This window comes from Actinoplanes lobatus (assembly GCF_014205215.1).
In the GTDB taxonomy this organism is placed as follows: domain Bacteria; phylum Actinomycetota; class Actinomycetes; order Mycobacteriales; family Micromonosporaceae; genus Actinoplanes; species Actinoplanes lobatus.
The window spans coordinates 7,177,296-7,199,699 of sequence record NZ_JACHNC010000001.1 but is presented as its reverse complement, the minus strand read 5'-3'; the positions used below and the strand labels follow the sequence as shown (position 1 = coordinate 7,199,699).

The 22,404-nt window shown below is 70.7% G+C and carries 19 protein-coding genes; 3 read left to right on the top strand and 16 right to left on the bottom strand.

What is annotated here, in order from left to right:
* Nucleotides 1-56 precede the first annotated feature (56 nt).
* From BJ964_RS32845 to BJ964_RS32815, 7 genes are read right to left on the bottom strand one after another with little or no spacing between them, the layout of a single operon-like run.
* Nucleotides 57-854 (bottom strand): NADPH-dependent oxidoreductase, encoded by a 798-nt coding sequence (locus BJ964_RS32845; protein WP_188124289.1) that lies wholly within the window; start codon nucleotides 852-854, stop codon nucleotides 57-59.
* On the bottom strand, nucleotides 854-2,161 hold the full coding sequence (locus BJ964_RS32840; protein ID WP_188124288.1) for an NtaA/DmoA family FMN-dependent monooxygenase: 1,308 nt from the start codon (nucleotides 2,159-2,161) through the stop codon (nucleotides 854-856). Before BJ964_RS32840 ends, BJ964_RS32845 begins: the two co-directional genes overlap by 1 nt.
* Nucleotides 2,158-3,183, bottom strand: a complete 1,026-nt coding sequence (locus BJ964_RS32835; protein ID WP_203832910.1) for an LLM class flavin-dependent oxidoreductase — start codon at nucleotides 3,181-3,183, stop codon at nucleotides 2,158-2,160. Before BJ964_RS32835 ends, BJ964_RS32840 begins: the two co-directional genes overlap by 4 nt.
* 1 nt (nucleotide 3,184) lies before the next feature.
* The gene (locus BJ964_RS32830; RefSeq protein ID WP_188124286.1) at nucleotides 3,185-4,168 is read right to left on the bottom strand and encodes an aldo/keto reductase; all 984 of its coding nucleotides are present in this window, start codon (nucleotides 4,166-4,168) and stop codon (nucleotides 3,185-3,187) included.
* Complete coding sequence (locus tag BJ964_RS32825) at nucleotides 4,165-5,196, bottom strand: aldo/keto reductase (RefSeq protein WP_188124285.1); 1,032 nt, start codon at nucleotides 5,194-5,196, stop codon at nucleotides 4,165-4,167. The genes BJ964_RS32830 and BJ964_RS32825 overlap by 4 nt, the downstream gene beginning before the upstream one ends.
* A gap of 11 nt (nucleotides 5,197-5,207) precedes the next feature.
* Nucleotides 5,208-6,407 carry an acyl-CoA dehydrogenase family protein gene (locus tag BJ964_RS32820; RefSeq protein ID WP_188124284.1) on the bottom strand — a complete coding sequence of 400 codons (1,200 nt, stop codon included), beginning with the start codon at nucleotides 6,405-6,407 and terminating at the stop codon, nucleotides 5,208-5,210.
* Nucleotides 6,408-6,450: 43 nt separating this feature from the next.
* Nucleotides 6,451-7,374: an LLM class flavin-dependent oxidoreductase gene (locus tag BJ964_RS32815; RefSeq protein WP_188124283.1), complete on the bottom strand. Its 924-nt coding sequence runs from the start codon at nucleotides 7,372-7,374 to the stop codon at nucleotides 6,451-6,453.
* Nucleotides 7,375-7,558: 184 nt separating this feature from the next.
* Here BJ964_RS32815 and BJ964_RS32810 point away from each other — a divergent pair, with 184 nt between their 5' ends.
* Nucleotides 7,559-8,779, top strand: a complete 1,221-nt coding sequence (locus BJ964_RS32810) for an RNA-guided endonuclease InsQ/TnpB family protein (protein WP_223149652.1) — start codon at nucleotides 7,559-7,561, stop codon at nucleotides 8,777-8,779.
* Here the strand turns inward: BJ964_RS32810 and BJ964_RS32805 are convergent.
* From BJ964_RS32805 to BJ964_RS32785, 5 genes are read right to left on the bottom strand one after another with little or no spacing between them, the layout of a single operon-like run.
* On the bottom strand, nucleotides 8,776-9,984 hold the full coding sequence (locus tag BJ964_RS32805; RefSeq protein ID WP_188124281.1) for an LLM class flavin-dependent oxidoreductase: 1,209 nt from the start codon (nucleotides 9,982-9,984) through the stop codon (nucleotides 8,776-8,778). The two genes, BJ964_RS32810 and BJ964_RS32805, sit on opposite strands and share 4 nt — an antisense overlap.
* An 8-nt stretch (nucleotides 9,985-9,992) precedes the next feature.
* Nucleotides 9,993-11,600 carry a dipeptide ABC transporter ATP-binding protein gene (locus BJ964_RS32800; protein ID WP_188124280.1) on the bottom strand — a complete coding sequence of 536 codons (1,608 nt, stop codon included), beginning with the start codon at nucleotides 11,598-11,600 and terminating at the stop codon, nucleotides 9,993-9,995.
* Nucleotides 11,600-12,463, bottom strand: a complete 864-nt coding sequence (locus BJ964_RS32795) for an ABC transporter permease (RefSeq protein ID WP_188124279.1) — start codon at nucleotides 12,461-12,463, stop codon at nucleotides 11,600-11,602. The genes BJ964_RS32800 and BJ964_RS32795 overlap by 1 nt, the downstream gene beginning before the upstream one ends.
* On the bottom strand, nucleotides 12,460-13,413 hold the full coding sequence (locus tag BJ964_RS49260) for an ABC transporter permease (protein ID WP_188124278.1): 954 nt from the start codon (nucleotides 13,411-13,413) through the stop codon (nucleotides 12,460-12,462). Before BJ964_RS49260 ends, BJ964_RS32795 begins: the two co-directional genes overlap by 4 nt.
* A 52-nt stretch (nucleotides 13,414-13,465) precedes the next feature.
* Entirely contained in the window at nucleotides 13,466-15,193 is a 1,728-nt protein-coding gene (locus BJ964_RS32785; protein ID WP_188124277.1) for an ABC transporter substrate-binding protein, read from the bottom strand.
* 222 nt (nucleotides 15,194-15,415) lie between these two features.
* On the opposite strand from BJ964_RS32785, the gene BJ964_RS32780 reads away from it, so the two are divergent.
* Nucleotides 15,416-16,462 carry an LLM class flavin-dependent oxidoreductase gene (locus BJ964_RS32780; protein ID WP_188124276.1) on the top strand — a complete coding sequence of 349 codons (1,047 nt, stop codon included), beginning with the start codon at nucleotides 15,416-15,418 and terminating at the stop codon, nucleotides 16,460-16,462.
* On the opposite strand, the gene BJ964_RS32775 is transcribed toward BJ964_RS32780, so the two are convergent.
* Nucleotides 16,435-17,610, bottom strand: a complete 1,176-nt coding sequence (locus BJ964_RS32775) for an acyl-CoA dehydrogenase family protein (RefSeq protein WP_188124275.1) — start codon at nucleotides 17,608-17,610, stop codon at nucleotides 16,435-16,437. The two genes, BJ964_RS32780 and BJ964_RS32775, sit on opposite strands and share 28 nt — an antisense overlap.
* Nucleotides 17,607-19,205 (bottom strand): dipeptide ABC transporter ATP-binding protein, encoded by a 1,599-nt coding sequence (locus BJ964_RS32770; RefSeq protein ID WP_188124274.1) that lies wholly within the window; start codon nucleotides 19,203-19,205, stop codon nucleotides 17,607-17,609. The genes BJ964_RS32775 and BJ964_RS32770 overlap by 4 nt, the downstream gene beginning before the upstream one ends.
* Before the next feature lie 185 nt (nucleotides 19,206-19,390).
* Here BJ964_RS32770 and BJ964_RS32765 point away from each other — a divergent pair, with 185 nt between their 5' ends.
* Nucleotides 19,391-20,611 carry an RNA-guided endonuclease InsQ/TnpB family protein gene (locus tag BJ964_RS32765; RefSeq protein ID WP_223149651.1) on the top strand — a complete coding sequence of 407 codons (1,221 nt, stop codon included), beginning with the start codon at nucleotides 19,391-19,393 and terminating at the stop codon, nucleotides 20,609-20,611.
* On the opposite strand, the gene BJ964_RS32760 is transcribed toward BJ964_RS32765, so the two are convergent.
* A complete protein-coding gene (locus tag BJ964_RS32760) occupies nucleotides 20,608-21,468 on the bottom strand; it encodes an ABC transporter permease (RefSeq protein WP_188124272.1) in 861 nt (286 codons plus the stop codon). The genes BJ964_RS32765 and BJ964_RS32760 overlap by 4 nt on opposite strands.
* The gene (locus BJ964_RS32755) at nucleotides 21,465-22,403 is read right to left on the bottom strand and encodes an ABC transporter permease (RefSeq protein WP_188124271.1); all 939 of its coding nucleotides are present in this window, start codon (nucleotides 22,401-22,403) and stop codon (nucleotides 21,465-21,467) included. The genes BJ964_RS32760 and BJ964_RS32755 overlap by 4 nt, the downstream gene beginning before the upstream one ends.
* Nucleotide 22,404: the final 1 nt, after the last annotated feature.

Genomic DNA, 22,404 nt, shown 5'->3' with positions numbered 1-22,404 from the left:
TAGCTCAACTTCGGCCGGGCGTAGGTGGAACTCAGGCCCCGGGCGGCGTCGCGCGATCAGCGTGACGGCAGGCCGAGGCGTTCCAGGGTCTCACGCAGCAGGTGCCGACCGGCCATCGACTCCGGCCCGCGCAAGCGGGTCAGCACCCGGTCGCTCCAGCCGCCGGGCAGCCCGAACCTGCTGTTGTACGCCGCCAGCCGCTCGTCGTAGGTGTCGATGTGCCGGTCCGCGGCCTCCGCGTCGTACCGCTCCCGGTGCAGCACCGCCGCCTGCGGTAGCCGTGGCTTGACGTCCGCCTGCTCGGACGGGTCCGGCTCCCCCACCGCCAGTCCGAACGCCGCCACCGTGTGCGGCGGCAACGCCAGCTCGGCCGCCACCTGCTCGGGATGGTTGCGGATGCCGCCGACGAAGACCGAGCCGAGACCCAGCGACTCCGCGGCCACGACCGCGTTCTGCGCGGCCAGGGCGGTGTCGACGAAGCCGATGATGGTGGTCTCCAGGAAGTCGGCGGCGTGCACGTCGGCGCCAGACCGGGCGGCGAGGCGACGGGCCCGGCCCAGGTCGGCGATCCACACCAGGAACAGTGGCGCCTGCGCGACGAAGCCCTGGTTGCCGGCGAGCACCGACAACCGCTTCTTGCGGTCCGGATCGCGGACCGCGACGACGCTCCACGGTTGCAGGTTGGACGAGGTGGGCGCGGACTGGGCGGCGGCGATCAGCGCGGCCAGCTCGTCGTCGGTGACGTCGCGCGGGCCGAACTTGCGCACCGACCGGCGGGCGAGCAGCGAGGTGAGCAGGTCATTGGCCACGCCCAGCGCTGTCGTGTGGTCGGCGTAGCGGGCGGTGAACGACATCAGCCGGGTTCCCTTCCGAAGAGGCGGCCACGCAGCGTGGCCTGGTCGTACTGGCTCTGAAAGAGGCCGCGTTTCTGCAGGATCGGCACGACCAGGGTGGCGAAGCTCTCCAGATCCACCGCGGTGTCCGCGGGCATGATCGTGAACCCGTCGGCAGCGCCGGCGTCGTACCAGGCCTCCAGATCGTCGGCGACCTGCTCGGCCGATCCGGCCAGCAGCCGGTGCCCGGCGCCGCCGGCGCTGCGCTGCACCAGCTCGCGCGGCGTGTGGGGGGCCTGTCCGATCAGCGCACGGGTCGAGGCGCTGAAGCCGGCCGAGAAGGCTTGATCGGGTACGGGCGGCGGCAGATCCGCCGCGCTGATCGGGTCGTCCGGCCCGAACCGGCCCGGCGGCAGGCCCAGGTTGCCGGTCAGCACCGTGGACAGCCGCTCGATCGGCAGCGTCGCGTAGAGGTCCTGCGCCCGCTGCCGCGCCTGCTCTGCGGTGGCGGCGACCAGCACGACCACGCCGAGCGACACTTTCACCTCGTCGGGGTCGCGCCCGGCGAGAGCGGCCCGCCGGCGGATGTCGTCGCGGAAGGCGACCGCCTGGTCGCGGGTCTGCGCGACCGTGAACACCACGTCGGCGAAACGCGCGGCCAGTTCCAGTCCGCCCGCCGAGCCGCCGGCCTGCACGATCACCGGGCGGCCCTGGGGGCCGGCCGGCACCGGCAGCGGTCCGGCCACGGAGAAGAACTCGCCGTGGTGGTCGATGCGGTGGATGCGTTCCGGTACGGCGTAACGTCCGCTCTCCTTGTCCGCGATGATGGCTTCCGGTTCCCAGGAGCCCCAGAGCCGGGTCACCACGTCGAGGAACTCGTGCGCCCGCCGGTACCGGGTGTCCTTGTCCGGGTGCTCGTCGAGGCCGAAGTTCGCGGCCGCGGCCGGTGTGCCGGTGGTGACGATGTTGACCGCGGCCCGGCCCTTGGTGACGTGGTCGAGCGACTGGAAGCGCCGGGCCAGGTTGTACGGCGAGTTGTAGGTGGTCGAGCTGGTGATCACCACGCCCAGGTGGGAGGTGACTGCGGCCAGGTGGCCGAGCAGGATCAACGGGTCGAGCCCGGTGCCGGGCGCGTCCTCGATCTCGCCGCGCAGCGCCGGCCCGTCACCGAGGAACACCGCGTCGATCTTGGCGTCCTCGGCGATCGTGACGAGCCGCCGGAAGTAGTCGATGTCGAGGTAGGCGAGCGGGTCGACGTGCGGGAGCCGCCAGGCGTGCCGGAAGTGTCCCGGCGTCATCAGGGAGAGGTTGAGATGGAATCGGGTCACCGTGTTCCTCCGGATGGCCGCCGGCCGAGCAGGGGCGCCAGATCGCGCGCCGTGGTGGTGAGCAGCCGCAGGTGCTCGTCGAAGTCGGGCACTCCCGGCACGAAACTGACCAGGAGGTCGGTGACGTGCTGCAGCGCGGGGTCGGCGGCGAGTTCGGCGGCCAGCAGGTCGGCCGGGCCGAGCAGGGCGTGGTCGGCGTCGAGGTACTCCTCGACGCTGAGCCCGGCGACGTCGCGCTGCGAGGACATCCAGCTCTGCCAGCGGCGGACCCCGGGCGTCACCAGACGGACCGCCTCGGCCCGGTCGGGATGCGGGTAGACCGCCCGCGACACCTGCACCCGCGGTTCGCCCGCTGCCGCGGCCCGGTAGGCGTCGATCCATTCGGCCTGCCGGGACTGGGCGTCGCGGATCGTCGCGCCCCGCCAGGCGGTGGCCCGCGACAGTTGCAGCCCGTCCCCCGCCTTGCCGGCCGCGACGGCCGCCGCGTGCGCGACCGACGGGTCGCTGCTGGTGGCCTGCCACAGCCGCTGCCGTACGCCGGTGCCGGGCGGGTGCAGGACCTCGCCGAGGCTGTTCAGCGGCGCCCCGTCGAGGACCGCGTGCAGCCGGGTCACGGCGGCGTCGTACAGCCGGTGCCGGTCACCGAGGTCCTTCCCGAACGCCTCCCAGGCGCCCGGGAAGGGACCGGAGCCCACACCCAGTTCGAGCCGGCCACCGCTGAGCTCGTCGAGGGTGGCCGCGTCCTCGGCGACCTTCAACGGGTCTTCCAGCGGCAGCACGAGCACGCCGGTGCCGAGCCGGATCCGCCGGGTGTGCTGGGCAATCGCGGCGAGCACCACCAGCGGGGCGGAGACGTGCTCCTTGCCCTGCCGGAAGTGCCGCTGGATCACCCAGCCGGAGTCGTAGCCGAGCTCCTCGGCCGCCACGAACAGGTCGATCGCCTGCCGGTACGCGACGGCCGGCGGCAGATCGCCGTCGAGGTGCAGCAGGAAGCCGAGCCGGAACGGTCTCGGGAAGGCCATCTCAGATCCGCACGCCGGTGCCATGCACACCGTGTTCGTCGATCAGCGCCAGTTCCTCGGCAGTGAACTCCGGGAAGTCGAGCGCCTGCACGTTGTGGTCGAGCTGCGCCGTGGAGCTGGCGCCGATCAGCGCCGAGGTGACCTCCGGGCGTCGCAGCACCCACTGCAGTGCCAGCTGGGCGAGGGACTGGCCACGCTCGGAGGCGATCTTGTTGAGCGCTTCGGCTCGCTGCCGGTAGGTGTCGTCGATGACGTCGGGTTTGAGGAACGCGCTGTTCTGTGCGCGGGCGCCGTCCGGGATGCCGTCCAGGTACTTGTCGGTCAGCAGCCCCTGGGCCAGCGGCGAGTAGACCACCAGCCCGAATCCGTCCGTGGCCGCCTGCTCGAGCAGACCGTTGAGTTCGGGCCTGCGGTCGAAGATCGAGTACCGGGGCTGGTGGACGAGCAGCGGGACGCCGCTGCCACGCAGCAGCTCGGCGGCCTGATGCGCACGTTCGGTGTCGTAGTTGGAGACGCCCACGTAGAGGGCTTTGCCCTGCTGCACCGCGCTGACCAGGGCGCCGACCGTCTCCTCCAGCGGGGTGCTGTCGTCCTGGCGGTGGTGGTAGAAGATGTCGACGTAGTCGGTGCCGAGGTCGCGCAGGCTGTGGTCGAGGGAGCCGAGCAGCGATTTGCGGGAGCCGCCCTGCAGGTAGGGGCTCGCGCCGATCGGATTGCCGGCCTTGGTGGACAGGATCAGTTCGTCCCGGTATGCGGCCAGGTCCCGGTGCAGGATCCGGCCGAACAGCTTCTGCGCGGCGCGGTGCGGCGGGCCGTACCGGTCGGCGTTGTCGAAGTGGGTGATGCCCAGCTCGAAGGCGTGCAGGATGATCTCGCGCTGGGTCTGGAACGGGTGGTCGGTGCCGAACTTCTGCCACAGCCCGAAGGAGAAGGCGGAGAGGTCGAGGCCGGACCTTCCGGCACGGCGGTAGGGCAGAGTGCTCATAGGTGGCTCCTTCGCAGGGCGGTGGGCTGCAGGGACGGGGTGTCGCGACCGGTGTCGCGTTCCAGGAAATGGGTGCCGGGGTCGACGATCTCGTCGATGCGGTCGAGCACCTGGTCGTCGAGCACGACAGCGGCGGCCTTCAGGTACGCCTCCAGGTGCTCCCCGGTGCGCGGCCCGATGATCACGCTGCTGACCGCCGGATGGTTCAGCGCGAACGCCACCGCCAGCTCGACCAGGGTCAGGCCGTGCTCCTCGGCGAGTGCCGCGAGGGCGTCGGCGGCGGCGAGCTTGCGCCGGTTGCGTCCCAGGGTGATGTCGAAGCGGCCGGGGATGAGGTCGGCGCGGGCCGACGCGGGCTGCTCGGCGCCGAGCCGGTACGCGCCGGAGAGCCAGCCCGCGGCGAGCGGGCCGTAGCTGAGCACGCCCACCCCGTGGTCGCGAACGACCGGGAAGACCTCGCGCTCGGCGCTGCGCACCAGCAGCGAGTAGGGCAGCTGCTCGGTGTGCGGGCCGATCAGCGAGTGGGTACGGGCCAGCCACTGGGCCTCGACGAGCTGGTGGGCCGGGAAGACCGAGGTGCCGTAGTAGCGGATCTTGCCCTGGCGGATCAGGTCGTCGAGGGCCTGCAGCGTCTCGAGCAGGTCGGTGTGCGGGTCGGGCCGGTGCGCCTGGTAGAGGTCGAGGTGGTCGGTGCCGAGCCGGCGCAGGCTGGCCTCCACGGCCTGGACGATCCAACGGCGCGAGTTGCCGGCGTGCAGCGGGTTGTCGCCGATCTGGCCGTGGAACTTGGTCGCCAGGAAGACGTCGTCACGGCGGCCCTGGATCGCCTTGCCGACGATCTGCTCCGAGACACCCTGGGCGTAGACGTCGGCGGTGTCGATCGCGGTGATCCCCGCGTCCAGCGCGGCGTGGATGATCCGGATGCTCTCGGCCTCGTCCTGCCACCGGCCGAAGTTCATGGTGCCGAGGGTGAGCGGGCTGAGCCGCACGCCGGTGCGCCCCAGCACCCGGTCGGTCTTGACGGTCATCGTGATTCCTCTCAGAACAGTCCGGTGGTGGGGGGTTCCTCGCCGGTGAGCCGGTAGGCGCCGGCCACCGCCGTCTTCCAGTCGCGCGGGTTGTGGTTGGCGACCGTGCGGGCGTTGCGCCAGTGCCGGTCGAAGGCGAGGTCCCGGTTGGTCGCCGAACCGCCACCGACGTCGAACAGCAGCTCGGCGGCGCGCAGCGCGCTCTCCACGGCGATCACGCCGGTCTGGGCGACGGTCACCGCGGCTTCCGCGCCCGCGGCGCGTGCCCGGGCACCCTCGAGGTGGCGTACGCCCTGAAGCGCCTCGGCCGCGAGCAGGACGACCGAGCGGGCGGCGTGGGCACGGGCCGCGATTTCGCCGACCGTGTGCCGCACGTACGGGTCGTCGGCGCTGCTGTCCGCGGTGCTGTGTTTGATGGGCCGGGCCTTTTCCCGGCCGAACCAGACGGCGTCGTCGAGCACGGCCGCGGCGATCCCGGCCTCCACCGCGGCGAGGTACAGCTGGGCGAACGAGCCGAGCCACGGGTTGTCCAGCCGGCTGTTGTCGCGCGGCACGACCTCCTCGGCGCTGACCCGCACATCGTGCAAACGGGTGGTGCCGCTGGCGGTGAGCCGTTGTCCGATCGCGTCGAAGTCGTCGAGGCGCTCGACGCCGTCGCGGTCGACCGGAACGGTGAAGCTGTAGACGGCCCCGTCCTCGCCCCGCGCGGTCCCGGTGAACCAGGAGGAGTAGAGCCCACCGGTCGAGTAGTACTTCTCGCCGTTGACCAGATAGCCGTCACCGTCGCGGCGGATGGTGGTGTGCACCGTGCCGTTCGCGCCGCCGCTGCGCTCGTTGTTGGTGCCGGCGAACAGGTCGCCGTTGCGCAGCCGCCGCAGGATGACCGCCCGGTTCGGCAGGTCGGGGCGGCCGGCCACCTGGTTGGCGGTGAGGAAGCTGCTGCGCAGGGCCTGGGCGACGTTGGAGTCGGCCCGGGCGATCGCGATGATCAGGTCGGCGACGTCGCGCAGGGTGCCGCCGGCGCCGCCGTCCGCCTCGGCGATGCCGACCAGGGTGATCCGCTGCTCGGCGAGCGCGCGGACCTCCTGGTACGCGTAGGCGCGGGTGAGTTCGCGGTCCCGCGAGCCGGCGGCGAGGCGGCGCAGGATCGGCTCGGCGCCGGCTCGGATGCCTGCCACGGTGTACCGGAAGTCGATCACTTCGGCGGTCATGCTGTGCCTCCTCGGGTAGCGCCGGGAGCGGCCGGGCGGTGTGTCATGCCAGCACCGCCCGGACGTCGCGCAGGCCGTAGGCGGCCCGCAGGGTGGGTGCCGGGGGCCGCGGGGTGAGCGCCCGCAGCGCGGTGATCGCCGTCTCCGCGCTGTCGGGTACCAGTTCCAGGCCGTCGAGCAGGTGTTCGTCCGCCCAGGAGCGCAGCCGCTGCTCCAGTCCGGGCGCCACATCCGCGCGGCTCACCTTGACCCGGCCGAGCAGGGTGACCTCGCCTCGGTCGCGGCCGGCCAGCCGCAGGGCCTGGGTCAGTACGGCGTCCGTGCCCGCCGCGTGGCCGTGCTCGACCACCACCACGTCGGCCACCGCCGCCACCGCCACCGGGTCAAGGACGCCGAGGTCGGCGGCGAGGACCGGGCGGCCCTGGACCGACGAGGGTCCGTCCAGCGGGCCGGCGACCCGGTAGAACTCGCCCTCGTGCCGGATCGCCTGGATCAGGCTGTCCTCGACGACCACACCGCTGTGCTGGTCGCCGACGAGTGCGGCGCGGGGAAAGGACTCCCAGAGGCGGGTCAGGACCCGCGCGTACTCGCTCCAGCGCCGCGCCGGGTCGGTGGCGGCGGGCACCGGCACGCTGGCCTCGCTCACCTCGTCGCCGCGGCCGGGACGCAGCACCACACCGGCGCGGCCCGCGGTGGCCCGGTCCAGCGAGAGCACCCGTCGCGCCGCGTTGTACGGGGCGTTGCCGGTGGTCGGCAGCACCGGCAGGTAGCCGACTCCCCCGTGCCGGCCGGCCAGATAGGCGGCCACCACGCTCGGGTCGAGCACCCGGCCCGTGGTCGTCCGGTCGGCGAGCCGGATCGCCGCTATGCCGGCCTGCTCGGCGGTGGACGCGACGGCGTCGGCCTCGGCCAGCGACGTCAGTCCCGGGCCGCCGACCGCCAGGGCCAGTTGGATGGGTGTGCTCATCGAATGCCTTCCGTGGAAACCCCCGGCTTTAGCCGTGGGGAGGAAACGGATCGCCTGCGGAGCAGGTCAGGGGTAGCCCATTCGCCGTCGAGGCGGATGGGCGTCTGGTCAGACGTTGCGCTGGTTCTCCACATACCTCTTCACGGTCTCCAGGGTCGTGGGCTGCGCGGGTAGGGTGTCCGATGTGGACGAGACGGTGCGTTACACCTACCGCCTGCGGCCCGGCCGCATCGCGGAGGCCGCACTGCTCGGCGAGTGGGGCCGCTGCCGGTGGCTGTGGAACGAAGCCGTCCACCAGCAGAGGACTCGCCGCAAGCCGACGTTCGGCAAACTGTCCCAGCTGCTGACCGAGGCTCGCAGCCGCAACGCCTGGCTGCGGGCCGGTTCCCAGGTCGCCCAGCAGCAGACATTGCGCACCTACGGCACCGCCCTGGATCACTCGTTCACGGTGAAGGGCCGGGGCAGTCCGAAGGTCAAGCGGCTCAAAGACTCGCTGCCCAGCCTGGAATACACCACTCGGGGCTTCTCGATCAAGGGCGGCCGGCTCCGCCTGCCGGACAAGGTCACGATCCCTGTCGTCTGGTCCCGGGAACTGCCGTCCGAACCGTCCAGCGTGCGGGTCTACCGTGACAGCCTCGGGCATTGGTACGCCTCGTTCGTGGTCCGTCGGGACACGATCACCACACCCGGGGCGGACCTGCCCGGCATCGGCATCGACTGGGGCGTGAAGGCAACCGCCACCACCACCGATCCCGCGTTCGACCTTCCGCACCTCGGACATCGCAAACGGTGCGCTGCTGAACTGGCCAAATCCCAGCGCAGGATGGCCCGCCGCCGCCGACCGAGAGGGCAGCCGCAGTCGAAGGGCTACCAGACCGCGAAGCGGCAGGCCGCCCGGGTAGCGAAGAAGGCGGCCCGGCAGAACACCCACGACGCCCGGGTCTGGGCCAAGAACGTCACCGAGCATCACAGTTTGATCGCTGTGGAGGACTTCAAACCGACATTCCTCGCCAAGACGACGATGGCCCGCAAGGCCGCCGACGCCGCGATCGGCGCCTGCAAGCGAGAACTTGTCGAGCGTGGCATGCGGGCGGGCCGGAAGGTGGTGCTGGTGCCGCCCGCCTACACCACGATGACCTGCTCCGGGTGCGGCGAGAGAGCCAATCACCGCCTCGGACTGGGCGTCCGCATCTTCGAGTGCACGGCCTGCGGCTACACCGCAGACCGCGACCTCAACGCCGCGAGACGGATTCTCGCCACGGCTGAACGCGACCGTGCCAGTGCCGACGACGTGAGACATCTGATCGCCTCCTTCCGGGATGGTGGATCAGGTGCGGTCCGAGCTGGGAATCCAGGGCCTGGCCCCGGAGGGAAAACCCCCGGATTCATCCGTGGGGATCGTTAAACGGCGACCTCCGGAAGGGCGGGGACGGCGAGACCGAGGTGGGCGCGCAGGGTGGACCCCTCGTACTCGGTGCGGAACAGGCCGCGGCGCTGTAGCTCGGGGATGACGTGGTCGGCGAAGTCGTCGAAGCCGGACGGCAGCACGTCGGGCATGACGTTGAAGCCGTCGGCCGCGCCGGCCCGGTACCAGGTTTCGATGTCGTCGGCGATCTGCTCCGGGGTGCCGGTGACGATCCGGTGGCCGCCGCCGCCGGAGAGCCGTTTCAGCAGCTGGCCGAGGGTGGGCCGGTCCCGGTCGATGATGTCCTTGACCACCCGGTAGAAGGTTTGCGAACCGCCGGCCTCGTCCGGGTCGCGGAGCAGTTCGGCCGGGATCAGCTCGTCGTCGGAGAGCCCGTCGAGGGAGATGCCGAGCTGACCGGCGAGCCGGCCGCGGGCGTACGCCGTCGGCAGGATCTCGTCGAGTAGCTCCCGGCGGGCCTTGGCCTCGGCCTCGGTGCTGCCGACCACGGTGGACAGGCCGGGCAGGACCACGATCTCCTCCGGGCGCCGGCCGAAGGCGGCCGCTCCGGCGCGGATCTCGGCCCGGAAGTCACGGGCGTGCCCGAGGTCCTGATCCGCTGAGAAGATCACCTCGCCGATGCGGGAGGCCAGCCGGCGCCCGTCGCTGGAGCCGCCGGCCTGCACCACGACCGGCCGGCCCTGCGGCGAGACCAGGTCGTCGCGTCCGGCCCAGGCCCGAACGACGTGGGCGGCGACATCCGCCGCCCGCCGGTAGCGCCAGCCGTGTTCGGGCTCGGCGGTGCGGCCGAAGTTGCGCGCCGCGAGCGGCCCCGCCGTGGTGACCACGTTCCAGCCGAACCGGCCGCCGCTGACATGGTCGAGGTCGCCGAGGCGCCGGGCCAGTTCGGCCGGATCGTTGTACGACGACGACAGCGTGCCGATCAGCCCGATCCGCTCGGTCTGTGCGGCGATGCGGGCCAGCACCGTGGTCGGCTCCAGGTTGTTGCCGGGCCGGTGCCGTACGCTCGGGTCGAGCACCGGCCCGTCGGCCAGGAAGACCGCGTCGAGCTTGGCCTGTTCGGCCTTCTTGGCGATCGCGGTGTAGTGCTCGATGCGGTAGGCGGCGGTGCCGTCGGTGCCCGGGAAACGCCACGAGCCGCCGAAGACGCCGGCGTTGAGGATGTTGACGTTGATGTGCAGCACGCTCGCTCCTAGCTGTGCGCGGCGGGCACCAGGTCCGCGCCGGGGACGGCCGCCAGCAGCTGGCGGGTGTATTCGTGGGCGGGCGCGGCGAACACCTGCTCGACCGTTCCGGTCTCGACGACGCGGCCGTCCTTCATCACGGTCACGTCGTCCGCGATCAGGCGCACCACCCCGAGGTCGTGGGTGACGAAGACGTAGCTGAGGCCGAGTTCGGCCTGCAGATCGACCAGCAGTTGCAGGATCTGTGCCTGCACCGACACGTCCAAGGCGCTGACCGCCTCGTCGAGGATCAGCACCTTCGGGTTCAGCGCGAGCGCCCGGGCGATGGCGACACGCTGGCGCTGGCCGCCGGAGAGCTGGGCCGGCAGCCGGTTCAGGTACGTCTCGTTCAGCGCCACCTCGTGCAGCAGGTCGCCGACCCGCTCGCCGTAGGGCAGGCCGAACGCCTTCAGTGGTTCGGCGATCAGCTTGCGGACGGTGAATCGCGGGTCGAGCGAGGTGAACGGGTTCTGGAAGACGAACTGCAGGTCCCGGCGGGTCTCGCGCAGCTGTTTGCGGTTCAGGCCGGTCAGCTCACGGCCGTGTAGCTGCACGCTGCCGGCGTCGGCGCTGGTGAAGCCGGCCAGGATGCCGGCGAGTGTGGACTTGCCGGCACCGGACTCGCCCACGATGGCATGGGTGGTGCCCTCCCGCACGATCAGGTCGGCCGCGTCGAGCGCACGCAGGTCGCGGTAGTTCTTGGTGAGGCCGGTGGCGCGCAGCACGACGGCTCCGGAGCCGTCCGCCCGTACCGTGTCGGTGGGTTGCAGGCGGCCGGCGTGCTGTGACGGCGCCGCGGCGAGCAACCGCCGCGTGTATTCGCTGGTGGCGTCCGTCAGGACGCGCGTGACCGAGCCCTGTTCGATGATCTCGCCGTGCTGCATCACCAGGATCCGGTCGCTGCGCTCCAGCGCTACGCCGAGGTCGTGGGTGACCAGCAGGATGCCGATGCCGAGTTGCTCGCGCAGGCCGGCCAGGTGGTCCAGGATGCGTTTCTGCACGGTGACGTCGAGGGCGCTGGTGGGCTCGTCCGCGACGATGATCTTCGGCTGGCCGGCGAGCGCGATCGCGATCAGGGCGCGCTGTTTCATACCGCCGCTGAGCTGGTGCGGGTACTGGTCGAACACCCGCTCCGCGTCGGCGAGCCCGGCGGTGCGCAGGCTCTCCAGCGCGGCCTGCCGGTAGTGCGCGGCCGGGGCGCCCTTGGGCTGGTTGAAACGGACCGCCTCGACGACCTGCTGACCGACCTTCTTGACCGGGTTGAGCGAGGTGTTCGGGTCCTGCGGGATGAAGCCGACGTAGTTGCCGCGCACCAGTGCCATCCGCCGGTCGTTCCAGCCGGTCACGTCCACGTCGGAGTACTCGATCGACCCGGATCGGATTCGCGCGGCGGCCGGGAGCAGGCCGAGCGCGCCCTGGATGAGGGTGGTCTTGCCGGAACCGGACTCGCCGACCAGCGAGACGAACTCGCCGGGCTCGACGTGCAGGCTCACCCCGCGCACCGCGGGGGTCCAGTCGCGGCGCCCGGTGCGGTAGTCGACGGCCAGGTCGGTGATGCGCAGCAGCGGGTCGGTCATCAGCGGTTCTCCTTGCGCAACGAGGTGCTGATCCGGTGTGTGGCGATGACGACGACCGCCAGCGCCAGGCCGGGAAGGATGGACGCCCACGGGTGAACCGCCACGTAGTCGCGGCCCTCGGCGACGAGCAGCCCCCATTCCGGCTGTGGTGGCGGCGCGCCGTAGCCGAGAAAGCCGAGCGAGGCGACGGCGAGCACGCCGGTGCCGACTTCCAGCGCGGCAAGCGCGATCACCGAGCTCAGCGAGTTGGGTACGACGTGGCGCATCATCACGCCGAACCGGCCGACGCCCAGGCCGTAGGCGGCCCGGACGTAGTCCTGGTTCACCACGGTGAGCACCTGTGCCCGCATGACCCGGGCGAACGAGGCGATCGAGGAGATGCCGACGGCCAGGGCGATGTTGTTGGTGGAGTAGCCGAGCACCGAGACGATCACCATGGCCAGCAGCAGGCTGGGGATGGCCAGGAAGACGTCGACCACCCGCATGATGGCGGTGTCGGCGAGGCCACCGGCGAAGCCCGCGGCCAGGCCGACGACCGCGCCGAGGCCGAAGGCGATGAGTACGGCGAGCAGGGTGGCGGTGAGCGTGGTGCGGGCGCCGTAGACACTGCGCGCGAACAGGTCCCGGCCGAGCCGGTCCGTGCCGAACCAGTGCTCGGCGCTGGGGGGCGCGAAGCTGGCGCCGGTGTCCCCGGCATAGGGGCTGTAGTCGGTGAACACGCCGGGGAACAGCGCCCAGCCGATCACGATCAGCACGACGATCCAGGACAGGACCAGGACCGGTTGCCGGAGCAGGTCGCCGAGGCGGCGCGAGTGTGCGCGGATCCGGGCGGGTTCGGCCCAGCCGGTGGCCAGAGCGGTCATGCGGTCCCTCCGGTCGTCAGGGTGGCCCGCAACCGTGGATCGAGGACCGGGTAGATCAGGTCGACGACCAGGTTGATCAGGGCGAAGCTGGCCGCGACGAGCACGACGATTCCGGCGACCAGGGGCACGTCGAGGGTGTTGATCGCGGTCTGGGTCATCCGGCCGATGCCTTTGCGGGCGAAGACCGTCTCGGTGATCACCGAGCCGGCGATCAGGTTGCCGAAGGTGACACCGGCGATGGTGAGCGCCGGCAGGCTGGCGTTGCGGAATACGTCGCGCACCAGGATGCTGCCGCGGGTGGCGCCCTTGGCCCAGCTGGTGGTGACGTAACCGGAGTGCAGTTCGGTGCCGAAGCTGCGCACCAGCAGTTGCGCGATCGGCCCGGCCACCGGGATGGCGAGGGTGATCAGCGGCAGGATCAGGCTCTTGACGCCGTCGTCGCCGAAGGACGGGAACCAGCCGAGCCGGAACGAGAAGATCTGCAGGACGAGGATGCCGGAGAGGAAGACCGGTACCGAGACCGCGCCGGACGGCAGGGCTTCGACGAGGTTGCGCAGCCAGGGCCGCCGGGTCGCGGTCGCGACGAGAGCGATCCCGAAGGCGATCAGTACGGCGAGCACGAGCGCGCCGGAAGCGAGGACCAGGGTGCTGGGCAGCACCTCGAGGATCGCATGGGTGACCGGTTTGCCGGACTGCACCGAGTTGCCGAAGTCACCGATGAGGGCGTGCCCGAACCGGTCCAGGTACTGCAGCGCTACCGGCTTGTTGAACCCGTAGTTCGCCGCTACCTGCGCCTTGACCTCGTCCGGGATCGCGTTGATCTCGGCGGGGTCGAACAGCAGGTCCACCGGGTTCGCCGGCAGCACGAAGAGCAGGACGAAGGTGACGGTGAATGCCGCCCAGACCACGAACAGGGCCCGGCCGACCTTCAGCGCTACATAGCGAAGCACGACGCTCCCCTCTGCTGGGGTGGCCGCCGGTGTGCCCGGCGGCCACCGGCGGTCACTTGCCGTTGCTCTTCCAGGCGTTGACGAAGTGGTTGCGCGACTGGGCGTCGAAGACGATGCCGTGCACGTAGTCGGCGTGGGCGATCACCTGCGACGGGTTGTAGATCGGGTTGACCAGCGCGTACTTCTCCACCAGCAGGTCCTGCGCGGTCTTGGCGTACGCGGCGCGCTTGGTCGCGTCCAGGGTGGTCTCGAGGTTGTCCAGCGCCGCGGTGACCTCGGCGACGTCGATGCCGGTGGAGGCGCCCTGGGTGAGGAAGCTGCTGTTGCCCAGTTTCGGGTTGTAGACCAGGTTCAGCGCGGCCGGGTCGTTGCGGGACCGGTTGGCGGCGGTGACGTTCCAGTCGGTCTTCGCCTTGGCGACCTGGGCCGCGTAGTCGGGGATCGGCACCACGGTCAGCTGCAGGTCCACGCCGATCTTCTGCAGATCCTGCTGAACCGACTCGTACGCTGGCTTGTTGACCACCAGGTTGCTGATGCCGAGCAGCTTGACCTGCAGCCGCTTGCCGTCCTTGGCCCGGATGCCGTCCGCGCCGGGTTTCCATCCGGCGTCGTCGAGCAGCTTCTTGGCCTGCTCCGGGTCGTGCTTGAGCACCGAGCCGCTGTAGTCGACGTAGCCCTGCACCGACTTGTTCAGCACCGACGTGGCGATCGAGTAGGAGTCGGTGAGCACCGTCTTCTCGACCGCCGAGCGGTCCCAGCCGAGCTGGATGGCCTTGCGGACGGCGATGTCGTCGGTCGGGAAGAGCTGGGAGTTGAAGTTGAAGTAGATGGCGGTGCCCGAGACGCTGCGCGAGATGATTTTGAAGCCCTGGTCGGCGAGCGGCTTCTCGTCGGTGGTGCCGACGTCGAGGGTGGCGTCGATGGTGCCGGATGCGAGCGAACCGGTGCGTACGCTGGCCTCCGGGATGGTGTTGAAGACGACCTTGTCGAGGTAGGCCTCGCCCTGGTGGTCGAGCGACGGCGGGGCCCAGTTGTAGCCCTTGCGCTTGACCAGGACGGTCTTGACCTGCTCTTCCCAGGATTCGTAGACGAACGGGCCGGTGCCGATCACCTTGGTCGGGTCGGTGCGCTCCTTGTCGGAGAGTTTCAGGGTGGCCGGTGACAGGAAGCCGGGCTGCGAGTTCGCGGTGAACGAGGACGCCTGCAGGAAGCTGGCCAGGGGCGTGGAGAAGCGGATCACCGCGGTGTACTCGTCCGGCGTCTTCGTCTCGATGTAGCCGGACAGCAGGACCGCGCCGTTGGGGTTGATGCCGAGTTTCTGGTCACCGCGCACGTACTGGTCGAAGTTCGCCTTGACCGCGGCGGCGTTGAACGGCGTGCCGTCGCTGAAGGTGACGTCCTTGCGCAGGTGGAAGGTGAACTCGGTGAGTTCGGTGTTGTACTCCCAGGATTCGGCGAGCCACGGGGTGATCTCGCCGGTGTCCGGGTCCTGCCAGGTGAGTTTGTCGGTCACGTTGTTGCCGATCAGCGATTCGGCGTAGTTGGTGCCCCAGTGGGGGTCGGGGCTGCGCTGATAGTCGATCAGAGCGAACTGCAGGGTGCCGCCGCGGACCGGTTCACCGTCACCGTCGCCGGCGGCTTCGGCGCCCGAGCCGCCGCGGGTGACGGCGAACCCGATGCCGGCGGCGAGCAGGACGGCGAGGACCGCGGCGCCGGCGATCCAGGGCCATCGTCGACGGTTGGACTCGGCATTTTCGATGGAATTGCGAAGTTCAGACATGGTCTGCCCCCAGCTTGATCGGGGTCGGGCGGCGAGGAGAGACGGCCGGCGGCAGGCTGGCGGCCGCGGTCTGGCTAGACTATAAACTCTATAGGTTCAGTAGGAAAACACCCTGTCCCGCGACATAGGACGGATCACTGGAGACCAAAGACCTATAAGCCCTATAAGTTAAGTAGGGTTTTTACCGCCGCCGCCGTTCGTCAACAGGCCCAGGAGGCTTACGTGAGCAGCGAATACCTCTGGTACATCCCCAACCAGGTCACGCCCGGACACCGCGGCGACGATGTGGTGAAGGGCCACAACAGCCTCGACACGCTCACCGGGCAGGCCCGCGCGCTGGAGGAGCACGGCTGGGGCGGCGCGCTGCTCGGCACCGGCTGGGGACGGCCGGACACGTTCACCGTGGCCACCGCGCTGGCCGCCCGGACCACCACGTTCCAGCCGCTCATCGCCATTCGGCCGGGCTACTGGCGGCCGGCCAACTTCGCGTCGGCGGCCGCCACCCTGCAGCACCTCACCGGCGGCCGGGTGCTGGTCAACATCGTCTCCGGCAAGGACGACCTGGGCGCCTACGGCGACAGCGAGAAGGACCAGGCCGACCGGTACGGGCGCACGCGCGAGTTCCTGCGGCTGGTCCGCCGGTTGTGGACCGAGGAGAACGTCACCTTCACCGGCGAGCACTTCCAGGTGACCGGCTCGACCGTCACGCCACGCATCGCGAAGCCGCCCCGGCTCTACTTCGGCGGCGCGTCCGAGGCGGCCGAGCGGGTCGCCGCCACCGAGGCCGACGTGCAGCTGTTCTGGGGCGAGCCGCTCGACGGCGTCGGCGAGCGCATCGACCGGCTCAAGCGGCTCAGCGCCGAACTGGGCCGCGAGCACGCGCCGCTGGAATTCGGGTTGCGGATCACCACGCTGGTCCGCGACACCACCGAGCAGGCGTGGGCCGACGCCGAGGCCAAGGTGGCCGAGATGGCCCGCAACCAGGGTTCGCCCCGTGACCTGCAGCGGCGCGAGGCGGTCGGCCAGCAGCGGCTGCTCGACCTGGCCGCCCGCGGCGAGGTGCTCGACGACAACCTCTACACCACGCCCGGGAGATTCGGTGGTGGCGGCGCGGCCACCACCTGGCTGGTCGGGTCGGCCGAGGATGTGGCGAAGTCGCTGCGCCGCTACCGGAGTCTCGGCGTCACCCACTTCGTGCTGTCCGACACGCCGTACCTCCCGGAGATCCGCCGGCAGGGTGATCAGCTGCTGCCGCTGCTCAGGGACTGACGGCCCCGGTAATAGCCGGGCTCCGGCGCCCGGCCGTTGACCAGGTAGTCGCCGACCACCCGCGGCTTGTAGATCACCGGGTTGTGTGAGGCCAGCGTGCGGGCGTTGCGCCAGTGCCGGTCCAGGTGCACCGGGCTGCGGGCGGCCGACGAGCCCAGGGCGTCGAAGGCGATCGCCGCAGCGTCCAGGACGGCCTCGATCGACGCGATCTGTGCGGTCGAGGTGTCCTGGTAGGCCCGGGTGAAGTCGCCGTCGCGGTGCGCGGCCTCCAGGCGTTCGGCGGCGTGCCGCAGCAGCGTGTCGGCGACCAGCCGCCGGGCCTGCAGGGTGCCGATCACGCCCAGCACCTCGGGGTCCTCGGCGGCGGACTCGGTCAGCCCGTGCAGGCTGGTCCGAGTGCGCCGGCGGACCAGGGTGACGGTCTCGGCGACCAGGTTGCGGGCGATTCCGGCCAGGTTGGCCAAGTGCACGATCTGGACGAACGAGTCGAGCCCGGCCAGCGCCTCCCGGTAGCGGCCGACGTCGCCGAGGTCCTCGACCGGCACGTCCGTGAAGATCGTGGTGCCGCTGCCGGTCTGCCGCTGACCGATGCCGTCCCAGTCGTCGACGTGCTTCACCCCGGGATGCCGGGCCGAGATCACCACGAACCCACGGTCGCCGTCGTCGTCGGTGACCGCGGCCCGGATCCAGTCAGCGAACCGGGCCCCGGTCGAGTAGAACTTGGTGCCACTGACCAGCCGGCGGCCGTCGGCACCGGTTCGCACCCGGGTCACCACGCCCTCCGCGGCCAGCGCGGACGGCTCCGACTGAGCGTTACCGAAGACCGCACCCTCACCGATCGCGCGGAACCACTTCTCCCGTACCGCCCGGTCGGTCTCCCGCCGCAGAATCTCGGTGGTGGTGAAGTGGCCGCGCCAGATCTGCGGGACGTTGGAGTCGGCCTGCCCGGCCTCGGCCAGCACCTCGAACAGTTCGGGCAGGGTCAGGTCGTGGCCGCCGAACTCACGCGGCACGCGAAGCCGCCCGAACCCGGCGTCGGCGAGCTTGCGGATCAGCGCGTACGGGTGCTCGCCGGTGCGGTCCCGCTCCCCCGCGCCTTCGGCCAGCTCGGCCAGGACCGCCCGGATCCCGGCAAGGTCGGCGCTCATCGGGCACCGACCAGCAGCTCACGGCCGGCGATGGCGTCGAGCAGGCCGACCGTGTACTCGTGCTGCGGTTTGCCGAACACGTCCTCGACCGGCCCCTGCTCCACGATGCGTCCCTTTCGCATGACCGCCACCCGGTCCGAGATGGCCCGCACCACCGCCAGGTCGTGCGAGATGAACACGTAGGTGAGCCCGCGCTCCTGCTGCAACTGCCGGAGCAGGGCCAGGATCTGCGCGGCGACCGACACGTCGAGCGCCGAGATCGGCTCGTCCAGCACCACCACCTTCGGCTCCAGGATCAGCGCGCGGGCGAGGGCGACCCGCTGACGCTGGCCGCCGGACAGCTCACGCGGGTGGCGTTTCGCGAAGTCGGCCGGCAGCGCGGCCGCCTCCAGCGCGGCGATCACCCGGTCCTCGTGCGCGGCCCGGCGTCTCCACGGCGGCCGGGCCGGCGCGAACGACCGCAGCGGCTCCTCGACCACGTCGAAGACGTCGAAACGCGGGTCGAACGACGAGTACGGGTTCTGGTAGACGATCTGCACGTCGCGGCGCAGCGGCCGAAACCCGCGGCGGCTCAGCGTGGTCGCGTCGGTGCCGAGCACGGTCACGCGGCCCGAGGTGGCCCGGGTCAGGCCGGTCAGAATGCGAGCCGTCGTCGACTTGCCACTGCCGGACTCGCCGACGATGGAGAAGGTCTCGCCCGCGCGTACCTCGAACGAGGCCCCGTCGACCGCGGCCACGTCACCGAAGACCTTGCGCAGATCGCGCACCTCGATCACGGTGCCTCCCGGTTCCCGGGCGACCGCCGGCCGGGCGGCCCGGGACGGCACGCTGTCGAGCAACTTCCGGGTGTACGGATGAACCGGCGCCGTGATCACCGAGGAGGTGGGCCCGCCCTCGACGAGACGGCCGTCCTGCACCACCCCGATCAGGTCGGACCGGTCGGCGGCCACCCCGAGGTCGTGCGTGACCAGCACCACCGCCGTGCCGCTGCGTTCCCGCAACTCGTCGATCAGGTCGAGCACCTGCTTCTGCACCGTCGCGTCCAGACCCGACGTCGGCTCGTCGGCGATGATCAGATCGGGGTCGGCGGCGATGGCGGCGGCGATCAGTACCCGCTGCCGCATGCCCCCGGAGAGCTCGTGCGGGTATTGCCGGTAGCGGCGCTCGACGTCGGTGAACCCGACCTGTCCGAACAGCTCGTGCACCCGCTTGCGGCGGGCCGCCGCGTCCAGCTCGGTGTGCAGTAGCAGAACATCCTCGACCTGCGCGCCGACCGGCCGGACCGGGTCCAGCGAGACGCCCGGGTCCTGCGGGATCAGGCTGACCGCCCGTCCGCGCAGGTCCCGCCAGCCCTTGGCGGACAGTTCGGTGAGCTCCTGGTCACGGAACCGGATCCGGCCGCCGATCACCTCGCCGTTGCCCGGGAGCAGCCCGAGGATCGCGTGCCCGATGGTGGTCTTGCCGGAGCCCGACTCACCGACAAGGGCGAGCACCTGCCCCGGCTCGACCTGGAAGGACACCTGGTGCACGACCGGGCTGAGGCCGCGCGGCCCCCGGTACCCGACGGTCAGGTCCTCGACGGCCAGCAGGGTCATCGAATGCCTTCCGTGGAAACCCCCGGCTTTAGCCGTGGGGAGGAAACGGATCGCCTGCGGAGCAGGTCAGGGGTAGCCCATTCGCCGTCAAGGCGGATAGGCGTCTGGTCAGACGTTGCGCTGGTTCTCCACATGCCTCTTCACGGTCTCCAGGGTCGTTGGGCTTCGCGGGTAGGGTGTCCGATGTGGATGAGACGGTGCGTTACACCTACCGCCTGCGGCCCGGCCGCATCGCGGAGGCCGCACTTCTCGACGAGTGGGGACGCTGCCGGTGGCTGTGGAACGAAGCCGTCCACCAGCAGAGGACCGGCCGGAAGCCGACGTTCGGCAAGCTGTCGAAGCTGCTGACCGACGCCCGCGGGTGTAACGCCTGGCTGCGAGCCGGGTCGCAGGTCGCCCAGCAGCAAACGCTGCGCACCTACGGCACCGCCCTGGACCATTCGTTCACGGTGAAGGGCCGGGGCCGTCCGAAGGTCAAGAGACTCAAGAACGCGTTGCCGAGCTTGGAGTACACGACTCGGGGCTTCTCGATCAAGGATGGCCGACTTCGCCTGCCGGGTAGGGTTACGATCCCGGTCGTCTGGTCCCGGGAACTGCCGTCCGAACCGTCCAGCGTGCGGGTCTACCGTGACAGCCTCGGGCATTGGTACGCCTCGTTCGTGGTCCGTCGGGACACGATCACCACACCCGGGGCGGACCTGCCCGGCATCGGCATCGACTGGGGTGTGAAGGTAACCGCCACCACCACCGATCCCGCGTTCGACCTTCCGCACCTCGGACATCGCAAACGGTGCGCTGCTGAACTGGCCAAATCCCAGCGCAGGATGGCCCGCCGCCGCCGACCGAGAGGGCAGCCGCAGTCGAAGGGCTACCAGACCGCGAAACGGCAGGCCGCCCGGGTAGCGAAGAAGGCGGCTCGGCAGAACACCCACGACGCCCGGGTCTGGGCGAAGAACGTCACCGAGCATCACAGTTTGATCGCTGTGGAGGACTTCAAACCGAAGTTCCTGGCGAAGTCGCGGATGGCCCGTAAGGCCGCCGACGCGGCGATCGGCGCGTGCAAGCGAGAACTTGTCGAGCGTGGCATGCGGGCGGGCCGGAAGGTGGTGCTGGTGCCGCCCGCCTACACCACGATGACCTGCTCCGGGTGCGGCGAGAGAGCCAATCACCGCCTCGGACTGGGCGTACGCATCTTCGAGTGCACAGCCTGCGGTTACACCGCCTGCCGTGACCTCAACGCCGCGAGACGGATTCTCGCCACGGCTGAACGCGACCGTGCCAGTGCCGACGACGTGAGACATTTGATCGCCTCCTTCCGGGATGGTGGATCAGGTGCGGTCCGAGCTGAGAATCCAGGGCCTGGCCCCGGAGGGAAAACCCCCGGATTCATCCGTGGGGATCGTTAAACCGTTCTCCTTCGGCCCAGGTGATGGGAGATGTGGTTGGTGGCCAGCACGACCGCGACGACGGTCAGCCCGGGCCACAGGGTCAGCCAGCCGCGGCTGGCGATGTAGTTGCGCCCGTCAGAGACCAGCAGGCCCCACTCCGGCTGCGGTGGCTGCGCGCCCAGGCCGAGGAAACTCAGCGACGCGATCCAGATGATCGCGATGCCGAACTGGACGGTGATCAAGGCGAGCGTCGCCGTGAACGAGTTCGGCAGCACGTGCCGCCGCAGGATCGCGAACGTGCCCGCCCCGCTGGTGACCGCCGCCTCGACGTAGTTGCTGGATCGGGCCTTGAGCACCTCGGAGCGGATCAGCCGGGCGAACGTCGCCGACGAGGTGAGCCCCACCGCCACCGCGGCCTGCAGGATGCCGAAACCCAGTAGCACGACGATGGTGATCGCGAACAGGAAACCGGGGATGGACAGGACGACGTCGATGCAGCGGCCGATCATGCTGTCGGTGACCCCACCGAACCAGCCGGCGGTCGTGCCCAGGACCACGCCGAGCAGCACGGCGAGCGCGACTGCCACGCCGGCGCCGGTCAGCGAGGCGCGCGCGCCGTAGACCACCCGGGTGTAGAGATCACGGCCCAGCTGATCGGTGCCGAACCAGTGCTCGGCCGACGGGGGCCGGAATCGCAGCGCCGGCTGCACGGCGAGGGGGTCTTGGCTGGTGAACAAGCCGGGGGCGATCGCCCACAGAAGGGCGACGATGACCACCGCCACCGCGAGATAGAGGCTCACGTGGCCCATGGACCGGGGCAGCCGGCGTGGTGGCGCGGTGCGGGTCTCCGCGTCGGCCTCGGCGATCAGGGTCATGACGTCGCTCCCACCAGGACACGCGGGTCGATGAACGGAAAGGCGACGTCGACGGCCAGGTTGACCAGCACGTACGTCACGGTGGACAGCAGCACCACGCCCTGCACCACGGGCAGGTCCTGGGTGTTGACCGCGCCGACGACCAGGTTGCCGACGCCGTCGCGGGCGAACACCGACTCGGTCACCACCGACCCGGCGATCAGCTCCCCGCACGCCAGGCCGAGCAGGGTGAGCACCGGCAGCGACGAGTTGCGGAGCACGTCCTTGCCGAAGATGTAGCCCTCCCCCGCGCCCTTGGCGTGCAGCACGTGCACGAACGGCTGGGCCCGGGTGGTCCGGATCGAGGCGGCGAAGACCTGGGCCAGAGGCGCCGCGATCACCAGCCCGAGCGTGACCGCCGGCGCTAGCAGGGCCGACAGCGAGCCGTCGTCGACCGACGGGATCAGGCCGGCCTTGAAGGAGAGGTACTGCAGGGCCAGGACGCCGACCACGAACGTGGGTACCGAGGCGAACAGCGAGGGCACACCGGAGAACAGGCCGCGCGCCCGGGCCGACGGCAGGTAGTTGATCGCCAGGGCGATCACCGCGGCCAGCAGGATCCCGACGACCAGGGCCAGGCCAGTGAGCGCCAGGGTGCTCGGTAGCGTGTCGGCGAGCAGGTCCCGCACCGGCTGCGCGGTGTGCAGCGACAGGCCCAGGTCACCCTGCAGTGCCCGGCCGATGCCGCGCAGGTACTGTTCCCAGAGTGGCTGGTCCAGTCCGTAGTAGCGCAGCAGCACCGCTCCGGACTCGCCGGTCAGGCCCGAGTCGGGGGACGCGATCCGGTTGCTGATCGCATCCCCGGGCAGGGCGCTGAGCAGGACGAACGACAGGCTGTAGGCCGCCCAGAGGACGAGCAGCGCCTGGCCCAGCCGCCTGATCAGGTAGCGGCCCATG